This is a genomic window from Nocardiopsis coralli (assembly GCF_014892575.1).
Lineage (GTDB): Bacteria > Actinomycetota > Actinomycetes > Streptosporangiales > Streptosporangiaceae > Nocardiopsis > Nocardiopsis coralli.
The window spans coordinates 225,183-243,664 of record NZ_JADBGI010000006.1 but is presented as its reverse complement, the minus strand read 5'-3'; the positions used below and the strand labels follow the sequence as shown (position 1 = coordinate 243,664).

At 70.5% G+C, this 18,482-nt stretch carries 13 protein-coding genes; 5 read left to right on the top strand and 8 right to left on the bottom strand.

Translation table 11 applies throughout. The annotated features are described in order from the left end of the window. Window positions 1-11: 11 nt before the first annotated feature. Together IDM40_RS09115 and IDM40_RS09110 are read right to left on the bottom strand one after the other, a co-directional pair. Window positions 12-2,057, bottom strand: a complete 2,046-nt coding sequence (locus IDM40_RS09115) for a flotillin family protein (RefSeq protein WP_193121491.1) — start codon at window positions 2,055-2,057, stop codon at window positions 12-14. A 199-nt stretch (window positions 2,058-2,256) separates the two neighbouring features. Continuing rightward, window positions 2,257-2,898, bottom strand: coding sequence for a DUF1449 domain-containing protein (locus tag IDM40_RS09110; RefSeq protein ID WP_193121490.1), 642 nt, complete (start codon window positions 2,896-2,898; stop codon window positions 2,257-2,259). A gap of 272 nt (window positions 2,899-3,170) precedes the next feature. On the opposite strand from IDM40_RS09110, the gene IDM40_RS09105 reads away from it, so the two are divergent. The 3 genes from IDM40_RS09105 (at window position 3,171) to IDM40_RS09095 (ending at window position 6,148) form a co-directional block, all read left to right on the top strand. Further along, window positions 3,171-3,596 (top strand): YciI family protein, encoded by a 426-nt coding sequence (locus IDM40_RS09105; RefSeq protein ID WP_193121489.1) that lies wholly within the window; start codon window positions 3,171-3,173, stop codon window positions 3,594-3,596. Between the two features lie 43 nt (window positions 3,597-3,639). Beyond that, a complete protein-coding gene (locus tag IDM40_RS09100) occupies window positions 3,640-4,911 on the top strand; it encodes an RNA polymerase sigma factor (RefSeq protein WP_193121488.1) in 1,272 nt (423 codons plus the stop codon). A 250-nt stretch (window positions 4,912-5,161) separates the two neighbouring features. Beyond that, the gene (locus tag IDM40_RS09095) at window positions 5,162-6,148 is read left to right on the top strand and encodes an NAD-dependent epimerase/dehydratase family protein (RefSeq protein WP_193121487.1); all 987 of its coding nucleotides are present in this window, start codon (window positions 5,162-5,164) and stop codon (window positions 6,146-6,148) included. Window positions 6,149-6,365: 217 nt separating this feature from the next. Here the strand turns inward: IDM40_RS09095 and clpB are convergent, their stop codons facing one another. From clpB to dnaK, 5 genes are all read right to left on the bottom strand, one after another. Next, window positions 6,366-8,984, bottom strand: coding sequence for an ATP-dependent chaperone ClpB (clpB, locus tag IDM40_RS09090; protein ID WP_193121486.1), 2,619 nt, complete (start codon window positions 8,982-8,984; stop codon window positions 6,366-6,368). Window positions 8,985-9,094: 110 nt separating this feature from the next. Then, window positions 9,095-9,592, bottom strand: coding sequence for a heat shock protein transcriptional repressor HspR (locus tag IDM40_RS09085; RefSeq protein WP_193121485.1), 498 nt, complete (start codon window positions 9,590-9,592; stop codon window positions 9,095-9,097). Further along, window positions 9,589-10,761: a molecular chaperone DnaJ gene (dnaJ, locus tag IDM40_RS09080; RefSeq protein WP_193121484.1), complete on the bottom strand. Its 1,173-nt coding sequence runs from the start codon at window positions 10,759-10,761 to the stop codon at window positions 9,589-9,591. The genes IDM40_RS09085 and dnaJ overlap by 4 nt, the downstream gene beginning before the upstream one ends. 191 nt (window positions 10,762-10,952) lie before the next feature. After that, window positions 10,953-11,726, bottom strand: coding sequence for a nucleotide exchange factor GrpE (gene grpE, locus IDM40_RS09075; protein WP_193121483.1), 774 nt, complete (start codon window positions 11,724-11,726; stop codon window positions 10,953-10,955). Between the two features lie 37 nt (window positions 11,727-11,763). Next, complete coding sequence (gene dnaK / locus IDM40_RS09070; protein ID WP_193121482.1) at window positions 11,764-13,617, bottom strand: molecular chaperone DnaK; 1,854 nt, start codon at window positions 13,615-13,617, stop codon at window positions 11,764-11,766. Between the two features lie 564 nt (window positions 13,618-14,181). Here dnaK and IDM40_RS09065 point away from each other — a divergent pair. Continuing rightward, on the top strand, window positions 14,182-16,401 hold the full coding sequence (locus tag IDM40_RS09065; RefSeq protein ID WP_193121481.1) for a (Fe-S)-binding protein: 2,220 nt from the start codon (window positions 14,182-14,184) through the stop codon (window positions 16,399-16,401). 152 nt (window positions 16,402-16,553) lie between these two features. Here the strand turns inward: IDM40_RS09065 and IDM40_RS09060 are convergent, their stop codons facing one another. After that, on the bottom strand, window positions 16,554-17,738 hold the full coding sequence (locus IDM40_RS09060; protein WP_193121480.1) for an alpha/beta hydrolase: 1,185 nt from the start codon (window positions 17,736-17,738) through the stop codon (window positions 16,554-16,556). A gap of 63 nt (window positions 17,739-17,801) precedes the next feature. Here IDM40_RS09060 and IDM40_RS09055 point away from each other — a divergent pair, with 63 nt between their 5' ends. Then, entirely contained in the window at window positions 17,802-18,431 is a 630-nt protein-coding gene (locus IDM40_RS09055) for a TetR/AcrR family transcriptional regulator (RefSeq protein WP_193121479.1), read from the top strand. The last annotated feature ends 51 nt before the right edge of the window (window positions 18,432-18,482 follow it).

The following is an 18,482-nucleotide window of genomic DNA, read 5'->3' as shown; positions in this document are numbered from 1 at the left end:
TGGGGCCTACCTCACTGCTTCGCGGGGGCGACGGCGGTCACGGGCAGTTCGTCCACGCCGAGTTCCCGGGCGGTTCCCAGGAGTTCGTCGAGCTTGTCGGCCTGCGGACCGCCCCGCCCGATGAGCTTGACCAGCAGCGCGGAGATCGTCAGGTTCTTGACGTCCTCGGTGTCCACCGCCGACAGGGCGTTGCCGAGCCGGTCGGCGAAGTCGGAGTCCCCGTCGAGGAAGCGCCCGCCGAGCGCCTGCACGGTGTCGGAGTTGCCGACGAACCCGTCCACGGCCTTGCCCATGCCGATCGAGCCGACCATCCGGTCGAAGAACGCCCCGTCGCCGCCGACGATGTTGATGTCGGCGCTCTCCAACCCGCTGGAGAGCACGCTGGCCTGGGCCTCGGCGACCTGGCGCTGCACGTCGATGCCGGCCATGCGGATCTCCTTCTCCGCCTCCAGGCGCAGCCGGTACTCCTCGTGCTCGCGGGAGACCTGGTCCAGGGCGGCCATCGCGTCGGCCTTGTCGGTGAGGCCGGCGGCCTCGGCACGCAGCTTCTTCTCGACCGCCTCGGCCTCGGCGTCGGCCTTCTCCCGGGCGACGACCGCCTCGGCGCGGCCCTGCTTCTCGATCGCGTCGGCGTCCTGCTCGCGCACCTGCACCTCGGCCAGGCCCGCGGCGGCCTCCTCGGCCTGCAGCCCCTCGGCCAGGCGGATCTTCGCGCGGGTGTCGAGCTCGGCGGCCTGCTGGCGGGCCTCGGCGAGCGTGCGCTCCTCCGCGGCCTTGTGCTTGGCGGCCGACTCAGCCGCCTCGGCTGCCTTGATGTCCTTGACCAGGTTCTCCTGCGCCTCGGCCTCGGCCCGGATCACCGTGGACTCCCGCTCGCGCTCGGCCTCCTCGACCGCACGCAGCTTCTTGATCGCCTCCTCCTGCTCGGCGACGGTGCGGTCGACGGCCACACGCTCGCGCACCACGTCGGCGACCTCGCGCTTCTCGCCCTCGACCTCCTTGTCCTTGGCGATGGCCGACAGCTCGGTCTCGCGGTCGCGGCCGATGACCTCGAGCATGCGGTCCTTCTCGATGCGCTCGGTCTCGATCGCGATCACCCGCTCGCGGTTCTTCTCCGCGACGGCGATCTCACGCTGCTGGTTCTGCGACTGCACACCCAGCTGCTCGTCGGTGCGCAGGTTCGCGGTCTCGGACTTCAGGCGCTCCTCTGCCTGGACCCGGGCGGTCTCGGACTCCTCGCGGGCGCGGATGCTCTCGATCTCGCGCTTGGCCTTGGCGGCGGCCTCCTCGCGGCGCTTCTCCAGCTCGGCGAGGGTCTCGGCGGTCTCGGTGTCCTGCCGGTCGATCTCCTTCTTGCGCTCGTTCTCGAAGTCGTTGGTGCGCTTGTGCTCCTTGGCGGTGTGCTCGGTGATCTTCGAGATGCCCTGCGCGTCGAGGATGTTGTTGCCGTCGTGCTGGCTCAGGGGCGTCTGCTCGAGCTCGTCGATGGCCACGTCCTCCAGGACGTAGCCGTTCAGGTCGGTGCCGATGACCGCGACGATGGCCTCGCGGAACCGCTCGCGCTGGGTGAAGAGCTCCTCGAAGTCGAACTGCTTGCCGACGGTCTTGAGCGCCTCGGAGAACTTGGAGTTGAAGAGCTCCTGCAGGGTGTCGGAGTCGCTGGCGCGTTCGGTGCCGATCGCGTTCGCGACCTTCTTGACGTCGTCGGCGGTCGCGTTGACCTGGACGTAGAAGAAGACCTTGATGTCGGCGCGGATGTTGTCCTTGCAGATCAGGCCCTGGCGCCCGTGACGCTCCAGCATCAGCGTCTTGAGCGAGATGTCCATGTACTCGGCCTTGTGGACGACCGGTAGGACGACGGCGCCGTTGAAGGTGACGACGACGTCGCGGACCTTGGAGATGATCAGGGCGTGGCCGCGCTCCACCTTCCGGAACAGGCGCAGGACCAGGACGATCAGCGCGACCAGGACGACGAGGCCGACGGCGACGGCGATACCGATCGTGAGGAAGGCGGCGTCGGCCGCTTCCTGGCCGGTGTTCGTGGCACTCAGCAACACGTGGGGGGCTCTTTTCCGCGAGAGGGGTGCAGTGCAGGGCCCGCCGGGGGAGCTGTGGAAGGCGCGCACGGGGTGGCCGGGGCGCGCCGCTCACCCGGTCGGGGCGTTGGTTCTCAGGGATGGGACGCCGGACGCGGCCGGTCGGTTTCCTGCGAAGGCGGGATTTGTGCCGGTCACGCGCGTGTTTGGCCGGAACCGGTCAGTCGCGTCCGGGGTCGAGGGCGGGATCGAAGCGGGTCACGAGGAAGACCTCGTTGCGGGCGTCGTGCTCGAAGATCAGCGCCGTGGACCCCAGGTCGAGGATCTCCCCGCCGGTGGTGCGGACCGGGATGGAGATGGAGGCGCCGTCCTGCGTGGTGATCTCGGCCTGCCCGAACTCGGCGTCGGCGCGGCCGATGCGGATGGTGCAGGTGCGCCCCACGAGCTCGTGCTCCGCGCTCTTGGCCCGGCCCGGCAGGAACCTGGCCAGTCCCATGACGACCCCGCTGGCCACCGCCCAGGCGCCGACGATCGCGATGAGCAGCACCACCAGGCCCAGGAGGAGCAGCAGTGCGGTGGACTCGAGGTCGAGGACGCTGACCATGATGCTCCCCAGCATGCTGACGAACCAGGCGACGAGGACGAGAAGGGTGATCGCGACGGTGGCCGGGACCCGGCCGAGCCCGACGCGTGCCATGACGGCGCTGAAACCGAGGGCCTCGCCGGCCTCACCGGAGCTGTCGAGGAGCTCGGTGTCGGCCGTGCCGAGGGCGACGAGGAGCCAGTAGAGGGTCGCGACGATCAGCAGCGGGGTGAACAGCACCGTGGGGAACCCGAAGGCGGTGCTGAGGAACAGGTCCACGCCCACCACCCCGTCTCCCCGCGCCGCCGCTGTCGCCCGGACCCTATCCAAGCGGCGGTCCCGCGGCTGCTGCGCTGCGGCCCCCTGGCCGGTTGTGGCCACCTCGGCCGTGCGGGCGTGCCGGTCACGCAGCCTGCGGCGGGTGCGGCGCCTGACGGCCGGCGGGGGTGGGCGGAAATATCCGCGGGCGGGTGTCGATCCGGGGGATCGCCGTTCGACGAGCAGGTGAGAGCGGGGGCGGACCCCGCGGCGACACCGGAAGGACGCGCGCCATGCGTTACCTGATGACGATCATGAGCGACCCGCAGGACGAGGCCGCCGGGGAGTACGAGGCACCTCCGGAGGTCTACGAGGAGATGGCCAACTACAACGAGAAGATGTCCCGGTCCGGGGTCCTGGTCACCGGCGAAGGGCTCCTGTCCACGTCCGAGGGGGCCGAGGTGGCCTTCCGCGACGGGCGGGCCGAGGTGTTCGACGGCCCCTTCACCGAGGCGAAGGAGTTCATCGCCGGCTACTGGGTGCTGGACGTGGCCTCGAAGGAGGAGGCGATCGCCTGGGCGCGGCGCTGCCCGCACCCGCCGCAGGGCGAGCTCCGGCTCCAGCTCCGCAGGATCGCCGAGCTCGACGACCTGGACGAGATGCCCGAGGAGCTCAAGGAACGCGAGCGGCAGCTCCGGGCGCAGGGGCAGGGCATCTGACCTGCACTTGCATCGTGCGGCCCCACGGTGCTGTCATGGTGACGTGGGTCACACGGAAGCTCGGGGCGCGGTCGAGGCGGTCTGGCGGATCGAGTCCGGCCGCCTCGTCGCCGTGCTCACCCGCATGGTCGGCGACGTCGGCACCGCCGAGGAGGTCGCCCAGGACGCCCTGGTCAGCGCCTTGGAGACCTGGCCGCGCGAGGGAACGCCCCGCAACCCCGCCGCGTGGCTGACCACCGTCGCCAAACGCCGCGTCGTCGACCGGTGGCGGCGCGACGCCCGCTTCCGCGACCGCCTCACCGAACTCGGACGCGAGGCCGCCCTCCACGACGGGCAGAACCAGTTCGACGCGGTCGAGGACGACTACGGCGACGACCTCCTGCGCCTGGTGTTCGTGTGCTGCCACCCCGTGCTGCCGGTCGCCTCCCGGGTGGCCCTGACCCTGCGCCTGCTGGGCGGGCTCACCACCGCGGAGGTCGCCCGGGCCTTCCTCCTGCCCGAACCGACCGTCGCCCAGCGCATCGTGCGCGCCAAACGCACCCTGCGCGAGAAGAACGTGCGCTTCGAGGTGCCGGCGGGGGACGAACGCGACGTCCGCCTGGCGTCCGTGCTCTCCGTGGTCCACCTGGTGTTCAACGAGGGGTACGTCGCCACCGCCGGGGACGACTGGATGCGCCCGGAACTCGCCGAGGAGGCCCTCTACCTCGGACGTGTGCTCGTGCGCATCATGCCCGGCGAACCCGAGGCGCACGGGCTCCTCGCCCTCATGGAACTGCACGCCTCCCGGTTCCGGGCACGCTGCGCACCCGACGGCACGCCCGTCCCCCTCGAGGACCAGGACCGCACCCGCTGGGACCGCCGCCAGGTCGCCCGCGGCCTGGCCACCCTGGAACGCTCCGTTCCCGCCGGCCCGAACCCGACCCGCGGCCCCTACGCGCTCCAGGCCGCCATCGCCGCCGAACACGCCCGCGCCCCCCGCACCGAGGACACCGACTGGGGCGCCATCGCCGACCTCTACGGCGAGCTCGTGCGCGCCACCCGCTCACCGGTCGCCGAACTCAACCGGGCCGTCGCGCTGTCCATGGACCGCGGCCCCCGCGCCGCCCTCACCATCGTCGACACCCTGGCCGACGAACCCGCCATGGAGCGCTACCCGCTGTTCTTCGCCGTGCGCGGCGACCTGTTGCTGCGCCTCGGGTACCGGAGCCAGGCCCGTGCGGAGTTCGAACACGCGGCGATGCTCACCGACAACGGCGGCGAACGTGTGCTCCTGCAGCGCCGCGCCCGCGGGTGTGTTCCGGTGCCCGGGTTCTGAGGCCGGCCCCTCGGCCCTGTGCGCTGCGCCTTCCGACCCCTGCCGTCACTGTCGGTCACGCCGGGAAAGGACCCCTGGGGCGGGCCACTTCCTCCCCGAGGACGCACCGGACGAGACGGCGGAGGCGCTCCTGCGCTTCCTCGGTACCCGGTGACACCCCCGGGGCACGGTGGGAGCCGGGCGAGTCCGGGGGTTCTGCTGTGGGCAGGAACCCCTGGCGCCCGGGTGCCGAGTCCGCAAGACTGGCCGGATGACGAGACTCCTGGTTCTGGGCGGTACCGAGTTCGTGGGGCGGGCGGTCGTCGAAGGGGCGCTCGCCCGGGGGTGGGAGGTCACCGTCTTCCACCGGGGGCGACATCCCGCCCCCGGAGGCGTCGAGGTCCGTCACGGGGACCGCACCGAGGACGGCGGCCTCGGCGAGCTGCGCACGGGGGAGTGGGACGCCGTCGTCGACACGTGGTCGGGCGCTCCCGCCGCGGTCTCCGCCGCCGCCCGCCTGCTCTCCGGCCGGGTCGGGCACTACGCCTACGTCTCCAGCCGTTCGGTCCACGGCCTGCCCAGCGCGCCCGGCGCGGACGAGGGCGCTCCGGTCGTGGAGTCCTCCCCCGACGACGACGGGAGCGACTACGCGCGGGCCAAACGCGGCGGAGAGCTGGCCGCGGAGGCGGTGTTCGGCGAGCGTGCGCTGTTCGTGCGCGCCGGGCTCGTCCTCGGCCCGTACGAGAACATCGGCCGCCTGCCCTGGTGGCTGCACCGTATCGCCCGGGGCGGTCCGGTCCTGGCGCCCGGCCCGCGCGACCTGCCGCTGCAGTACATCGACGCCCGCGACCTCGCCGCCTGGACCCTCGACGCGGTGGGCCAGGGGTTGGGAGGGCCGTACAACACGGTGAGCCCGATCGGCCACACCACCATGGAGGAGCTCCTGGAGGCCTGTAAGGGGGTCACCGGATCCGACGCGGAGTTCCGGTGGCTCGGCCCCGAGGAGATCGAGGCCGCCGGGATCCGGCCCTGGACCGAACTGCCCGTCTGGCTGCCGCCGGGCGAGCTGCACGGGACCCTGCACCAGGGCAACGTCGACCGGGCGCTCGCCACCGGTCTGCGGTGCCGACCGGCGGCCGAGACGGTCGCCGATACCTGGCAGTGGCTGCGCTCCCTCGGCGGCGAGGCGCCCCAGCGCCCCGACCGGCCCCGCGTCGGCCTGGACCCGGAGGTCGAGGCCCGGGTCCTGGCCAGCTGAGCCCCGTCAGCTTCTCGGGAGATCTCGGCGAGGGGGTTCGATCACGGTCATGGCGTGCTCCCCTTCTGCGGCGGACACCGGCACCGTGTGCGTCACGGACCCCGCCCTCGGGGTGCGTGGGAAGGTCCATCCCTGCTGGGGACCGCCCCTGAGGCCGGGGCGGGAACAGGCGAAGAGGGCCGGGCGCACGCGCGCCCGGCCCTCGTCACGGGTGGTGTCAGGGTGCGAGCTCGGGTTCGGGCGCCGCACGGCGGGAGACCGAGAGCCGGTCCCCGGCGTCGTCGACGTCCACGACGATCCCGTCGCCCTCGCCCAGCTCACCGGACAGCAGCTCCTTGGCGAGCGGGTCGCCGATGGAGGACTGCACCAGGCGCCGCAGCGGCCGCGCACCGTAGTTCGGGTCGTAACCCGTCAACGCCAGCCACTCGCGGGCGCCGTCGGTGACCTCCAGGGACAGGCGCCGGTCGGCCAGGCGCCGGCCGAGCTTGTCGATCTGCAGGTCCACGATGCTCGTCAGGTCCTCGGTCGAGAGCGCCTCGAACATGATCACGTCGTCGAGCCGGTTGAGGAACTCGGGCTTGAACGTCGCCCGCACCACGTCCAGGACCCGGTCGCGCCGCACCGACTCCTCCAGGGACTGGTCAACGAGGAACTGCGACCCCAGGTTCGACGTCAGGATCAGGATCGTGTTCCGGAAGTCCACGTGGCGGCCCTGCCCGTCGGTCAGGCGCCCGTCGTCGAGCACCTGCAGCAGGGTGTCGAAGACCTCCAGGTGGGCCTTCTCCACCTCGTCGAGCAGCACCACGGTGTACGGGCGGCGCCGCACGGCCTCGGTCAGCTGGCCGCCCTCCTCGTACCCGACGTAACCGGGAGGGGCACCGACCAGGCGCGAGACCGAGTGCTTCTCGGAGTACTCGCTCATGTCGATGCGCACGATCGCACGCTCGTCGTCGAACAGGAACTCCGCCAGCGCCTTGGCCAGCTCGGTCTTGCCCACACCGGTCGGGCCCAGGAACAGGAACGACCCGGTGGGCCGGTCGGGGTCGGAGATCCCCGCGCGGGCCCGGCGCACCGCGTCGGACACGGCGGTGACGGCGGCGCGCTGGCCGATCAGGCGCTGTCCGAGCTCGTCCTCCATGCGCAGCAGCTTGGAGGTCTCGCCCTCCATGAGCCGCCCGACGGGGATCCCGGTCCAGGACGAGACCACGTCGGCTACCTCGTCCGCGCCGACCTCCTCCTTGACCATGGTGTCGCCGTCGCGTTCGGAGGCCTCCTCCTCGGCCATGCTGGCGGCCTCGACCTGCTGTTCCAGTTCGGGGATCTCCCCGTACATCAGGCGGGAGGCCTCGCCGAAGTTGCCCTCGCGTTCGGCCAGCTCGGCGCGGGTACGAAGGTCGTCCAGGCGTCCCTTGAGATCACCGACCCGGTTCAGGCCCTCCTTCTCCTGCTCCCACCGGGCCACGAGCCCGTTGAGGCGCTCCTGCTTGTCGGCGAGCTCACCGCGCAGGCGCTCCAGGCGCTGCACGCTGGCCGGGTCGGACTCCTTGTCGAGCGCCATCTCCTCCATCTTCAAGCGGTCGACGATGCGCCGGAGCTCGTCGATCTCCACGGGGCTGGAGTCGATCTCCATGCGCAGCCGCGACGCCGCCTCGTCGATGAGGTCGATGGCCTTGTCCGGCAGGAACCGGGCGGTGATGTAGCGGTCCGACAGGGTCGCCGCGGCCACGAGGGCGGAGTCGGCGATCTGCACCTTGTGGTGGGCCTCGTAGCGCCCCTTGAGCCCGCGCAGGATCGCGATCGTGTCGGCGGCCGTGGGCTCACCCACCATGACCTGCTGGAACCGGCGTTCCAGGGCTGCGTCCTTCTCGATCTTCTCCCGGTACTCGTTCAGGGTGGTCGCGCCGACCATGCGCAGCTCACCGCGGGCGAGCATGGGCTTGAGCATGTTCCCGGCGTCCATCGCGCCCTCGGCCCCGCCGGCGCCGACCATGGTGTGCAGCTCGTCGATGAAGGTGATGACCTGGCCCTCGGAGTCCTTGATCTCCTGCAGGACCGCCTTGAGCCGCTCCTCGAACTCACCGCGGTACTTGGCGCCCGCGACCATCGCCGAAAGGTCCAGGCTCACCAGGCGCTTGCCGAGCAGGGACTGCGGGACGTCGCCGGCCACGATGCGCTGGGCCAGGCCCTCGACGACGGCGGTCTTGCCGACGCCGGGTTCGCCGATCAGCACCGGGTTGTTCTTCGTGCGGCGGCTGAGCACCTGCACGACGCGGCGGATCTCCCCGTCGCGTCCGATGACCGGGTCGACCTTGCCCTCGCGGGCGCGTTCGGTCAGGTCCACGCCGAACTTCTCCAGCGACTGGTAGGTGTCCTCGGGGTTCTCCGAGGTCACCCTGCCCTTGCCGCGGACCTGCTCGAAGGCCTCCAGGAGCGTGTCCGGGGTCGCCCCGGCCTCCTTGAGCAGGCGGGAGGCCTCACCGCCGTCCGCGGCCAGGCCCACCAGCAGGTGCTCGGTGGAGACGTACTCGTCCTCCATCTGCTGGGCGCGCTGGGCCGCCGTGTTGATGACGATGGTCAGCTGCCGCGAGGCGCTGGGCGAGCCGACCGTGGAACCCTGCGCCTTGGGCAGCTCGGCGACGGCGGCGTCGGTGCGGTCCTTGAGCCGGTCGGGGTCGGCCCCGACCTCCTTCAGCAGCGGGCGCGTGATCCCCTCGGCCTGTTCCAGCAGCGCGGCCAGCAGGTGCACCGGTTCCGTCTGCGGGTTGCCGTCGGTGGTCGCGCGCCGAATCGCCACCGACAGAGCCTCCTGGCTCTTCTGGGTGAGCTTGTAGTTCATGCGAGGTGACTCCTTTCGCAAATAAAGTCACTCAGAGTGATGAATCGCGGTCGACCACGCCGCATGACACCCGTGCCGGAGACCCCTCGGGCCGGGCCCTCGAGGCGGTGTCAGCCCCGGTCGTCCTCCGGACGGCCCGTCCCCGGACCGTCCGACCCCTCGCCACGGCCCGGGCCTTCACCGGGCTGCTCGGCCGTGTTGAAGATGGTCACGCGAGTGCGGCGCACCAGTTCCCCCCGCGAGGTCCCCGGCTCGTGCCCCGTGGGGCGTCCCCTGCGGGACACCGCGCGGCGCGCCGCCTCCAGTTCGTTGGCCAGGTGGAAGATCTGCTCGCGCAGGTCCCGCACCTCGTGCTCGAGCTCCAGGATCCGCTTGATCCCGGCCAGGTTGATGCCCTCCTCCTGCGACAGGCGTGCCACCTCGCGCAGCATCTGCACGTCGCGCATGGAGTAGCGCCGGCCCCGGCCGGACGCACGGCCGGGCGAGACGATCCCCAGTCGGTCGTACTGCCGCAGAGTCTGCGGGTGCATACCGGCCAGCTCGGCCGCCACCGAGATCACATAGACCGGTGCGTCAGCACCGAAAGAAGGATCGTTCACGTCGTTCACGCACCCTTCGCCCGCGCTTCGAGCCCGTCACGCGGGTCGTAGTCGGAGGTCGCTGCGCGGAACTTCTCCAGAGCCTCGCGCGCGTCGCCGTTGAGCGTCTGCGGCACCTTGACCTCGAACGTGACGATCATGTCGCCGGGGGTGCCGTCCTTGCGCGTGGCGCCCTTGCCGCGGACCCGCAGCTTGCGCCCGTTCTGTGTGCCCGGCGGAACCTTCACGGTGACCGGGAAACCGCCGAGGGTGGGTACCCGGACGTCCGCGCCGAGTGCGGCCTCGGGGACGGTCACGGGGACGGTGAGGGTGAGGTTGTCGCCGTTGCGGCCGAACACCGCGTGCTCCTTCACATGAACGACGACGTAGAGGTCACCGGCCGGGCCGCCGTTCTCACCCGGGGCGCCCTTGCCCTTGAGCCGGATCTTCTGCCCGTCGTGCACACCGCCGGGGATCCGGGTCTGAATCGTGCGAGTGCTCTTGCCGCGACCGCTCCCGGTGCAGGTGGGGCAGGGGTCGTCGACGACCAGTCCCCGGCCGCGGCACTCGTCGCACGGCTCGGAGAGGGAGAAACCCCCCAGGTTCTGGCTCGCGTGGCCGGTGCCAGAACACTTCGGGCACATGCGGGGCGCGGTCCCGGCCCTTGCACCGGTGCCCTTGCACGTCGCACACGGCGCATCGCTCGACAGCTGGAAGGAACGCGTCGCACCTTCCGCCGCCTCGCGGAAACTCATCGACGTCTCGGTCTCGATGTCGGCGCCCCGCCGGCTGCGGGTGGCCCCGCCGGTGCGGGTGCGGTTGCCGAACAGGCCCCCGAACAGGTCGCTGAGGCGCTCACCGCCGCCACCGCCGCGGGTGGTGCCCCCCGGTGTGCCGAACAGGTCGCTCATGTCGAACCCGCCCGGACCGGTGTTGCCGCCCCCGGGGCTGTAACCGCCGCCGCCGAAGAGCGACCGCGCTTCGTCGTACTCCTTGCGGCGCTTCTCGTCCGACAGGACGTTGTAGGCCTCGGAGATCTCCTTGAACCGCTCGGCGGCCTGAGGGTCGTCGTTGTTGGCGTCGGGGTGGTTCTCCCTGGCCAGCTTGCGGTAGGACTGCTTGATCTCGTCCTTCGAGGCGGTCTTTGAGACTCCGAGGACCTTGTAGTAGTCCTTCTCCAGGTAGTCCTTGGTGCTCATCGACTAAAGCCTTCTCCCGCTGCTGCCGGTTGCGTCCGATGCTTCCACGTCGCCCCGTCCGCTCCTCGGCCGGGGTCGGCCTCCGGCCGGGACACACGGTGGTGCCCCGGCCGGAAGAGCCTCTGGCGGGCCGGTGCGGAACCGGCGGGTGATGCCCCTGGGCCGCACCCGCCGGCCCGCGGACCGGACCGCTACTTGCCGTCGTCGGCCTTGCCGTCACCGGAACCGGTGGACCCGCCGTCCTCCGACTCCGCGGCCTCGGCCGAGTCGCCCTCGGCCTCCTCGCCGTCCTGGGGGTCACCCACGACGACACGGGCCGGGCGCAGGACCCTCTCCCCGATGCGGTACCCCGGCTGGAACACCTCGATGACCGTCTGGACCGAGATGTTGGGGACCGGCACCAGAGTGAGCGCCTCGTGCACGTTCGGGTCGAACTCGTCGCCCTGCTCGGCGTACCGCTCCAGCCCCAGCTTGGTCGCGGTGGCCTCCAGGGCCTCCCCGACCGCCTTGAAGCCGCCGTTGAGCTCGTCGTGCTCGCGGGCGCGGCCGACATCGTCCAGGATCGGCAGGAGCTCCTCGACCACCTTCGCGGTGGCCGCCTCACGGACCGCCACCCGGTCGCGCTCGACGCGCTTGCGGTAGTTGGCGTACTCCGCCTGGACCCTCTTGATGTCGTTGGTGAGGTCGATGACCCGCTCGTCGGCGTTGATCGCCTCCGAGACGAGGTCCTCCGGGGTGTCCGGGATCTCGGGCGCCTCCTCGGCGTCGTCCTCGACGACGGTCTCCTCGTCGGCTCCGGCCTCGGCCTCCTCGGACGGCTGGTCCTCGGCGGCCTGCTCGCCGGCCTCGGGTTCGCGGACCTCCCCGGTCTCGGGATCGATCCTCCGGTGGTCCCGGATCACCGGGCCCTCGGTCTCCTCACCGTTCTCGCCGGTGCCGGAGTTGTTGCTGTCGGACTGCGCCATCTGAGATCTGCCCTCCCTTCGTCGGCTCGACCCCGGATCAGGACTGGTTGCCCTTGCCGTTGTCCTCGTCGACGATCTCGGCGTCGACGACGTCGGCGTCCTCGGTGGAGGCGTCCTGGGCGCCGGCCTGCTCGGCACCCTCGGCACCGCCGGCCTGCTCGCCCTGGCTGTAGATGGCCGAGCCGATCTTCTGGCTGGCCATGGCGACCTTCTCGCTGGCCTGGCGGATCGCCTCGGTGTCGGTGCCCTCGAGAGCGGTCTTCAGCTCGGCGATGGCCGACTCGGTCTCCGAGCGGACGTCCGCGGGGACCTTGTCCTCGTTCTCGGAGATGACCTTCTCGGTCTGGTGGACGAGGGACTCGGCGTTGTTGCGGACCTCGGCCTCCTCGCGGCGCTTGCGGTCCTCCTCCGCGTACTCCTCGGCCTCGTGGACCATCTTGTCGATGTCCTCCTTGGACATCGCCGAACCGCCGGAGATGGTGACCGACTGCTCCTTGCCGGTGCCGAGGTCCTTCGCGGTGACGCTCACGATGCCGTTGGCGTCGATGTCGAAGGTGACCTCGATCTGCGGGACGCCGCGCGGCGCCGGGGGCAGACCGGTCAGGTCGAAGACGCCCAGCTTCTTGTTGTACTGGGCGATCTCGCGCTCACCCTGGAAGACCTGGATCTGCACGGAGGGCTGGTTGTCCTCGGCGGTGCTGAAGATCTCGGACCGCTTGGTGGGGATGGTGGTGTTGCGCTCGATGAGCTTGGTGAACACACCGCCCTTGGTCTCGATGCCCAGGGAGAGCGGGGTGACGTCCAGCAGGAGGACGTCCTTGACCTCGCCCTTGAGGACGCCGGCCTGCAGGGCCGCACCGATGGCGACGACCTCGTCGGGGTTGACGCCCTTGTTGGGCTCCTTGCCGGTCATCTCCTTGACCAGGTCGGCGACGGCCGGCATGCGGGTGGAGCCACCCACCATGACGACGTGCTGGATGTCGCTGAGCTGGATGCCCGCGTCCTTGATGACCTGCTGGAACGGGGTCTTGGTCCGGTCGACCAGGTCGGAGGTCAGGCGCTGGAACTCGGAGCGGGAGAGCTTCTCGTCCAGGTGCAGCGGGCCCTCGGCCGAGGCCGTGATGTAGGGCAGGTTGATCTGCGACTCGGTGGAGCTGGAGAGCTCGATCTTGGTCTTCTCAGCGGCCTCGCGCAGACGCTGGAGGGCCATCTTGTCCTTGGACAGGTCGACGCCCTGGGCGTTCTTGAAGCGCTCGACCAGCCAGTCGACGATCGCCTGGTCCCAGTCGTCGCCACCGAGGTGGTTGTCGCCGTTGGTCGCCTTGACCTCGACGACGCCGTCGCCGACCTCGAGGAGGGAGACGTCGAAGGTACCGCCACCGAGGTCGTAGACCAGGATGGTGGCCTCGTCCTCCTTCTCGAGGTGGTACGCGAGCGCGGCCGAGGTCGGCTCGTTGATGATGCGCAGGACGTTGAGGCCCGCGATCGTGCCGGCCTCCTTGGTGGCCTGGCGCTGGGCGTCGCTGAAGTAGGCGGGGACGGTGATGACCGCGTCGGTGACCTCTTCGCCCAGGTAGGCCTCGGCGTCCCGCTTGAGCTTCTGCAGCACGAAGGCGCTGATCTGCTGCGGGTTGAAGTCCTTGTCGTCGATCTTGACGGACCAGTCGGTGCCGATGTGGCGCTTCACCGAGCGGATGGTCCGGTCGACGTTGGTGACGGCCTGGCGCTTGGCCACCTCACCCACGAGCACCTCGCCGTTCTTGGCGAAGGCGACGACGGACGGGGTGGTGCGCGAGCCCTCGGCGTTGGTGATGACCGTCGGCTCGCCGCCCTCCAGGACCGCGACACACGAGTTCGTCGTACCGAGGTCGATTCCGACCGCACGTGCCATGGTTGGTTCCTCCGTGAAAGTTGAGTCCTTCGGACGAAAGTTTGCTTCGTCGGGTGAGGGTTGTCAAGTCACTTGAGTCGACCCGACTCAATGCACTTCCTATGGTCTGCCAACGGACGACCAGGCCCGATTGTTCCCGAATCGTGCAGCGGCTCGGCGGGAGATGGCCGAACCCCGGGACAACCCGGGGACAACCTTGACCCGGGTGTCGGGGTCGGGTCCGGGCAGAGTCCGGGATCCCCGTAGCCGTGGGCGATCGGGGGCGGCGGCGCGCGTGGGGCAGCGGTGGCGGGGGAGCGCGGTGCCGTCGCGGGTGCGCGTGCGCGCGGAGGAGGTGGGGAGTGTCATGGGGCCGCTTCGGCGGGCCCGCGTGATTCCGTGGCGCGGAACCTGACTAGCGTTGACGAAAAAGCGAGTGCGATTCGGTTCCCGCGGCCGGGTCGCGCGGAGGGCGCGTGGCGGAGGATCCGTTGACGCCCCTGCTATTACTCGCTAGTAACATGTACCCCGGCCTCCGGTGTGTGGCGCACCGGATGACGACAGCAGGATGGGAGGCCACGGACGATGCAGCCTTTGTACTTGACATTGGGCATCATCACCTCGGTCTTCGCCGTGGTCGCGCTCGCTGTGTTCGCTCTGGCTGTCCGCCAGATCGTGCGCACCGTGAGCATCGGCCGTCCGGTGGAGCCGGAGCGCAAGGGACCGTTCGGCCAACGGCTGACGACCACGCTCATCGAGACCATCGGTCACACGCGGATGCTCAAGCGCCCGTGGGTGGGTGTCGCGCACTGGTTCGTCATGGTCTCGTTCCCGCTCCTCTTCCTGACCGTGGTCGAGGCGCAGGGCGAGGTCTTCGACCCGCACTTCTCTCTGCCGCTCATCTACGACTGGACGATCTACGGTCTGGCCATCGAGATCATCGCCGGCTTCAGCCTCGTCGGCATCCTCGGCCTGACCGCCTACCGGATCATCAACAGCCCCGCACGGCGCGGCCGCAAGTCGCGGTTCATGCACTCCAAGCACTGGACCGCCTACTACGTCGAGGCCTACATCATCGGCCTCCTCGTCTCGATCTTCCTGATCCGCGGCTTCAAGGTCGCCTCCGAGACCTTCCCCTTCCCGGTCTGGGCGACCCCGCTCTCGCACGCGTTCGGTGCCGCGCTTCCCGGGGAGATGTCGGTCGTCGAGCCCGGTATCGCGCTCGTGGCCGCCTTCAAGCTGATCATCAGCTACATGTTCTTCGTCGTGCTGGCCATGAAGCTCACCATGGGCGTGGGCTGGCACCGCTTCCTCGCGCCGGTCAACATCTACTTCAAGCGCAACCAGGACGGCAGCCCGTCCCACGGCGGCGCCAAGCAGATGATGGACGCCTCCGGCAAGAAGCCCCTCGACTTCGAGGAGGCCGACCCCGACGAGGACCCGTTCGGTGCGGGCAAGCTCGAGGACTTCACCTGGAAGGGCCTGCTCGACTTCAGCAGCTGCACCGAGTGCGGCCGCTGCCAGGACCAGTGCCCCGCCTGGAACACCGGGAAGCCGCTCTCCCCCAAGAAGGTCATCCTCGACCTGCAGCAGCACACCTACGAGAAGGCCCCGTACCTGCTCCAGGGCATGACCGAGGAGACCCTCTCCGAGCAGCCCGACGAGAGCCACGCAGGGGTGGACGTCCTCTCGCTCCTGGGCAAGCCGCTCGTCGGCACCGAGGAGGAGGGTGGCGTCATCCACCCCGACGAGCTGTGGGCCTGCACCAACTGCGGTGCGTGCGTCGAGCAGTGCCCGGTCGACATCGAGCACATCGACCACATCCTCGACATGCGCCGCTACCAGGTCATGGTCGAGTCCAACTTCCCCTCCGAGGCCAACACGCTCCTGAAGAACCTGGAGAACAAGGCCAACCCGTGGGGGATGGCCGAGGACCGGCGCATGGACTGGATCCAGGAGCTGGCCGAGCAGGAGAACCCGGTCGAGGTCACGGTCGTCGACGAGAAGATGCCCGAGGACACCGAGTACCTGTTCTGGGTCGGTTGCGCCGGTGCGCTCGAGGACCGCGCGAAGAAGACCACCAAGGCCATCGCCGAGCTCCTCGACATCGCGGGCGTGAAGTTCGCGGTCATGGGCGGCATGGAGGCGTGCACCGGTGACCCGGCCCGCCGCCTCGGCATGGAGTACGTCTTCCAGATGCTCGCGCAGCAGAACGTGGAGACGCTCAACGAGGCCGGGGTCACCAAGATCGTGGCCAGCTGCCCGCACTGCTTCAACACGCTCGCCAACGAGTACCCCGACCTCGGCGGCACCTACGAGGTCATCCACCACAGCCAGCTCCTCGCCAAGCTCGTGGACGAGGGCCAGCTGACCCCGGTGGACTCGGTGGACGAGAACATCACCTACCACGACCCGTGCTTCCTGGGCCGGCACAACAAGGTGTACACGCCCCCGCGCGACATCATGGCGAAGGTCCCCGGCGTCAAGACGCAGGAGATGCACCGCCACAAGGAGCGCGGTTTCTGCTGCGGCGCCGGCGGCGCCCGCATGTGGATGGAGGAGCGGATCGGCAAGCGCATCAACACCGAGCGTGTGGACGAGGCGCTGACGACCAACCCCGACACCGTCTCCACCGCCTGCCCGTTCTGCCAGGTGATGCTCGGCGACGCGATCAACGAGAAGAAGTCCGCGGGCGAGGCCGCGGAGTCCCTCGAGGTCGTGGACGTGTCCCAGCTGCTGCTGCGCTCGGTCAAGGGTGAGGACCCGGCCGCGGGCGGCGACGCGAAGGAGACCGCCGACGCCTGACGCACGCGCTCGCACGGCCGCCCGCACGGCCGCGTGAGCCGCAGGCACCCGCGAGGGGCCGGGCACCGATGTTTCCCGTCGGTGCCCGGCCCCTCTTTTCCGTCCCGGGTACTTCAGCGGCGCTTCCGTGCCGGGCCGTTGCGCGCTGAGCGTCAGGGATGCAGGTGCTCGGTGAGGAAGGCGCCGATCTCGTGGCGGGTGATCTGGGAGGCGAACCCGCCCCAGTTGAGGTCGTACATGTGCTCGGTCCAGGGGAGTTCGACGTGACGGTGGGCGACGCCCGCGCCGGAGAGCCGCGCGGCCAGGCGACGGTTGTCCTCGGGGTCCAGGAACAGGTCGTGGCCCGCGGTGAGCAGCAGTGCCGGAGGGAGACCGGGGCGCACGTGCTCGACGGGGGAGGAGGCCGTGTACTCCTCGGGTACTTCGTCGACGGTTCCGCCCATCATGTGTTCGTTCGTGGCGGCGAGCTCGCCGCCCAGGGGTGAGTGACGCAGGCGCCAGGGGGAGGGCGGGGCGTCCACGGTGCCGATGGATGCGGTGTACCAGGCGATGACGGCGTCCGGATCCACCTCCGGCGCCGGGCACGAGGGCGGGATGTCCTCGGCCGGTGCCCAGGCGGCGAGCAGGGCGAGGAAACCGCCGGCGGACTGTCCGGTCAGGGCGATGCGCTCGGGGTCGCCGCCGTACTCCGCGATGTGGTCGCGCACCCAGCCGAGGGCGCACCGCACGTCCGAGACGGGGGCGGACCACTCGCCCTCGGGGAAGAAGCGGTAGTCGGCCTCGACCACGACGTGGCCCTCGTCGGCCAGCCAGGTGTCCCAGCGGGGGAGCAGGCTCTGGGAGAGGTCGTCGGCGCCGCCGTGCACGTTGACGACGACCGGGAGGGGCTCTGCGGAGGGTTCTGCGGGTTCCCACACGTCCAGCTCCAGTGCGGTGCCATCGACCGTCGCGTAGGTGAGGGTGGTCGGCTCGCGGTCGGCGACGGTGCTGAGGCCGGCGGTGTGGTCGGAGAGCGAGAGGTCGGCGCCGAGGTCGCGGGCGGTGCTCCAGAGGGCGGCGGAGGGCACGAGCGCGGCGGCCAGGACGAGCGCGTTGGCCGACACCAGGACGGCGCGCAGTCGGGTGTTCCCCGGTCGGGCGGCGAGCGCGAGCGCAGCGCCGAAGGCGGCCACGAGGGCTGCGAACAGGGAGAACTCGAGGGCCAGGAGCGCGTACTGCCAGGCTTCCCAGGTGGGCGGCGGCATGAGTACGAGGGCGACGGCGGCGATCCCCGCCAGTGCGGTGAGGCCGGCGAGGGCGAGTGCTGTGCGGCGGGCGACGGTTCCTGCAGTGGGCATGGGCCCCTCCTCGCTGATACAGGCGTATCGATACAAATGTATCTCAAGGGTGCGTGTGCCAGAATGACGGCCGTGCCCAAGTACGTCGACAAGGACGAACGCCGCCGGAAGGTCGCCGGCGCGCTCCGCAGGATCGCCGCCCGACAAGGGCTGGAGGGCGTGAGTGTGCGTACCGTCGCCGCTGAGGCCGGGATCTCCGCGGGCGCCGTGCAGCGGGACTTCGCCACCAAGGACGACCTGCTGCTCTTCGCGCTCCGCGACAGCCTCGACGCGGTCACCGAACGCTTCTCACGCATCCGTATCGGTCCCGGGCTGCTCACCTTCGCCGAGGGCCTGCGCGCCGTGCTCGTGGACCTGCTCCCCACCGACGAGGAACGGCTCGCCCAGGCCCGGGTGTGGGCCGCCTTCTACGCCGGCGCCGCCGTGTCGGAGGACTTCGCGCGCGTCCTGGCCGAGTACGACGAACAGTCGCGCGCCGCCTTGCGCAAGGCCGTCGCCTACGCCGCAGAACAGGGGGAGCTCGCGCCCGGCCTGGAACCGGAGCAGGCCGTGGAGCTCGTCCTCGTCCTCCTCGACGGGATCTGGCTGCGGGTCGCTCGCCAGACACCCGACACCCCTGAACAGGACGGCCGGGCCGCCGTGGACGCGGCGGTCGCCGCCGTCACCGGGCGCCCGGCACCAGGCAACGGGTGAGCCGACCGGTGGCGATGACATCTGTCATGGGGTGCACCGGGTGAAAACCAC

Coding starts and splice junctions, on each gene's coding strand:
- IDM40_RS09060 (WP_193121480.1), bottom strand. CDS start 17,738: ATGCCCACTGCAGGAACCGTCGCCCGCCGCACAGCACTCGCCCTCGCC.
- IDM40_RS09055 (WP_193121479.1), top strand. CDS start 17,802: ATGACGGCCGTGCCCAAGTACGTCGACAAGGACGAACGCCGCCGGAAG.
- IDM40_RS09095 (WP_193121487.1), top strand. CDS start 5,162: ATGACGAGACTCCTGGTTCTGGGCGGTACCGAGTTCGTGGGGCGGGCG.
- IDM40_RS09105 (WP_193121489.1), top strand. CDS start 3,171: ATGCGTTACCTGATGACGATCATGAGCGACCCGCAGGACGAGGCCGCC.
- clpB (WP_193121486.1), bottom strand. CDS start 8,984: ATGAACTACAAGCTCACCCAGAAGAGCCAGGAGGCTCTGTCGGTGGCG.
- IDM40_RS09065 (WP_193121481.1), top strand. CDS start 14,182: ATGCAGCCTTTGTACTTGACATTGGGCATCATCACCTCGGTCTTCGCC.
- dnaK (WP_193121482.1), bottom strand. CDS start 13,617: ATGGCACGTGCGGTCGGAATCGACCTCGGTACGACGAACTCGTGTGTC.
- dnaJ (WP_193121484.1), bottom strand. CDS start 10,761: ATGAGCACCAAGGACTACCTGGAGAAGGACTACTACAAGGTCCTCGGA.
- grpE (WP_193121483.1), bottom strand. CDS start 11,726: ATGGCGCAGTCCGACAGCAACAACTCCGGCACCGGCGAGAACGGTGAG.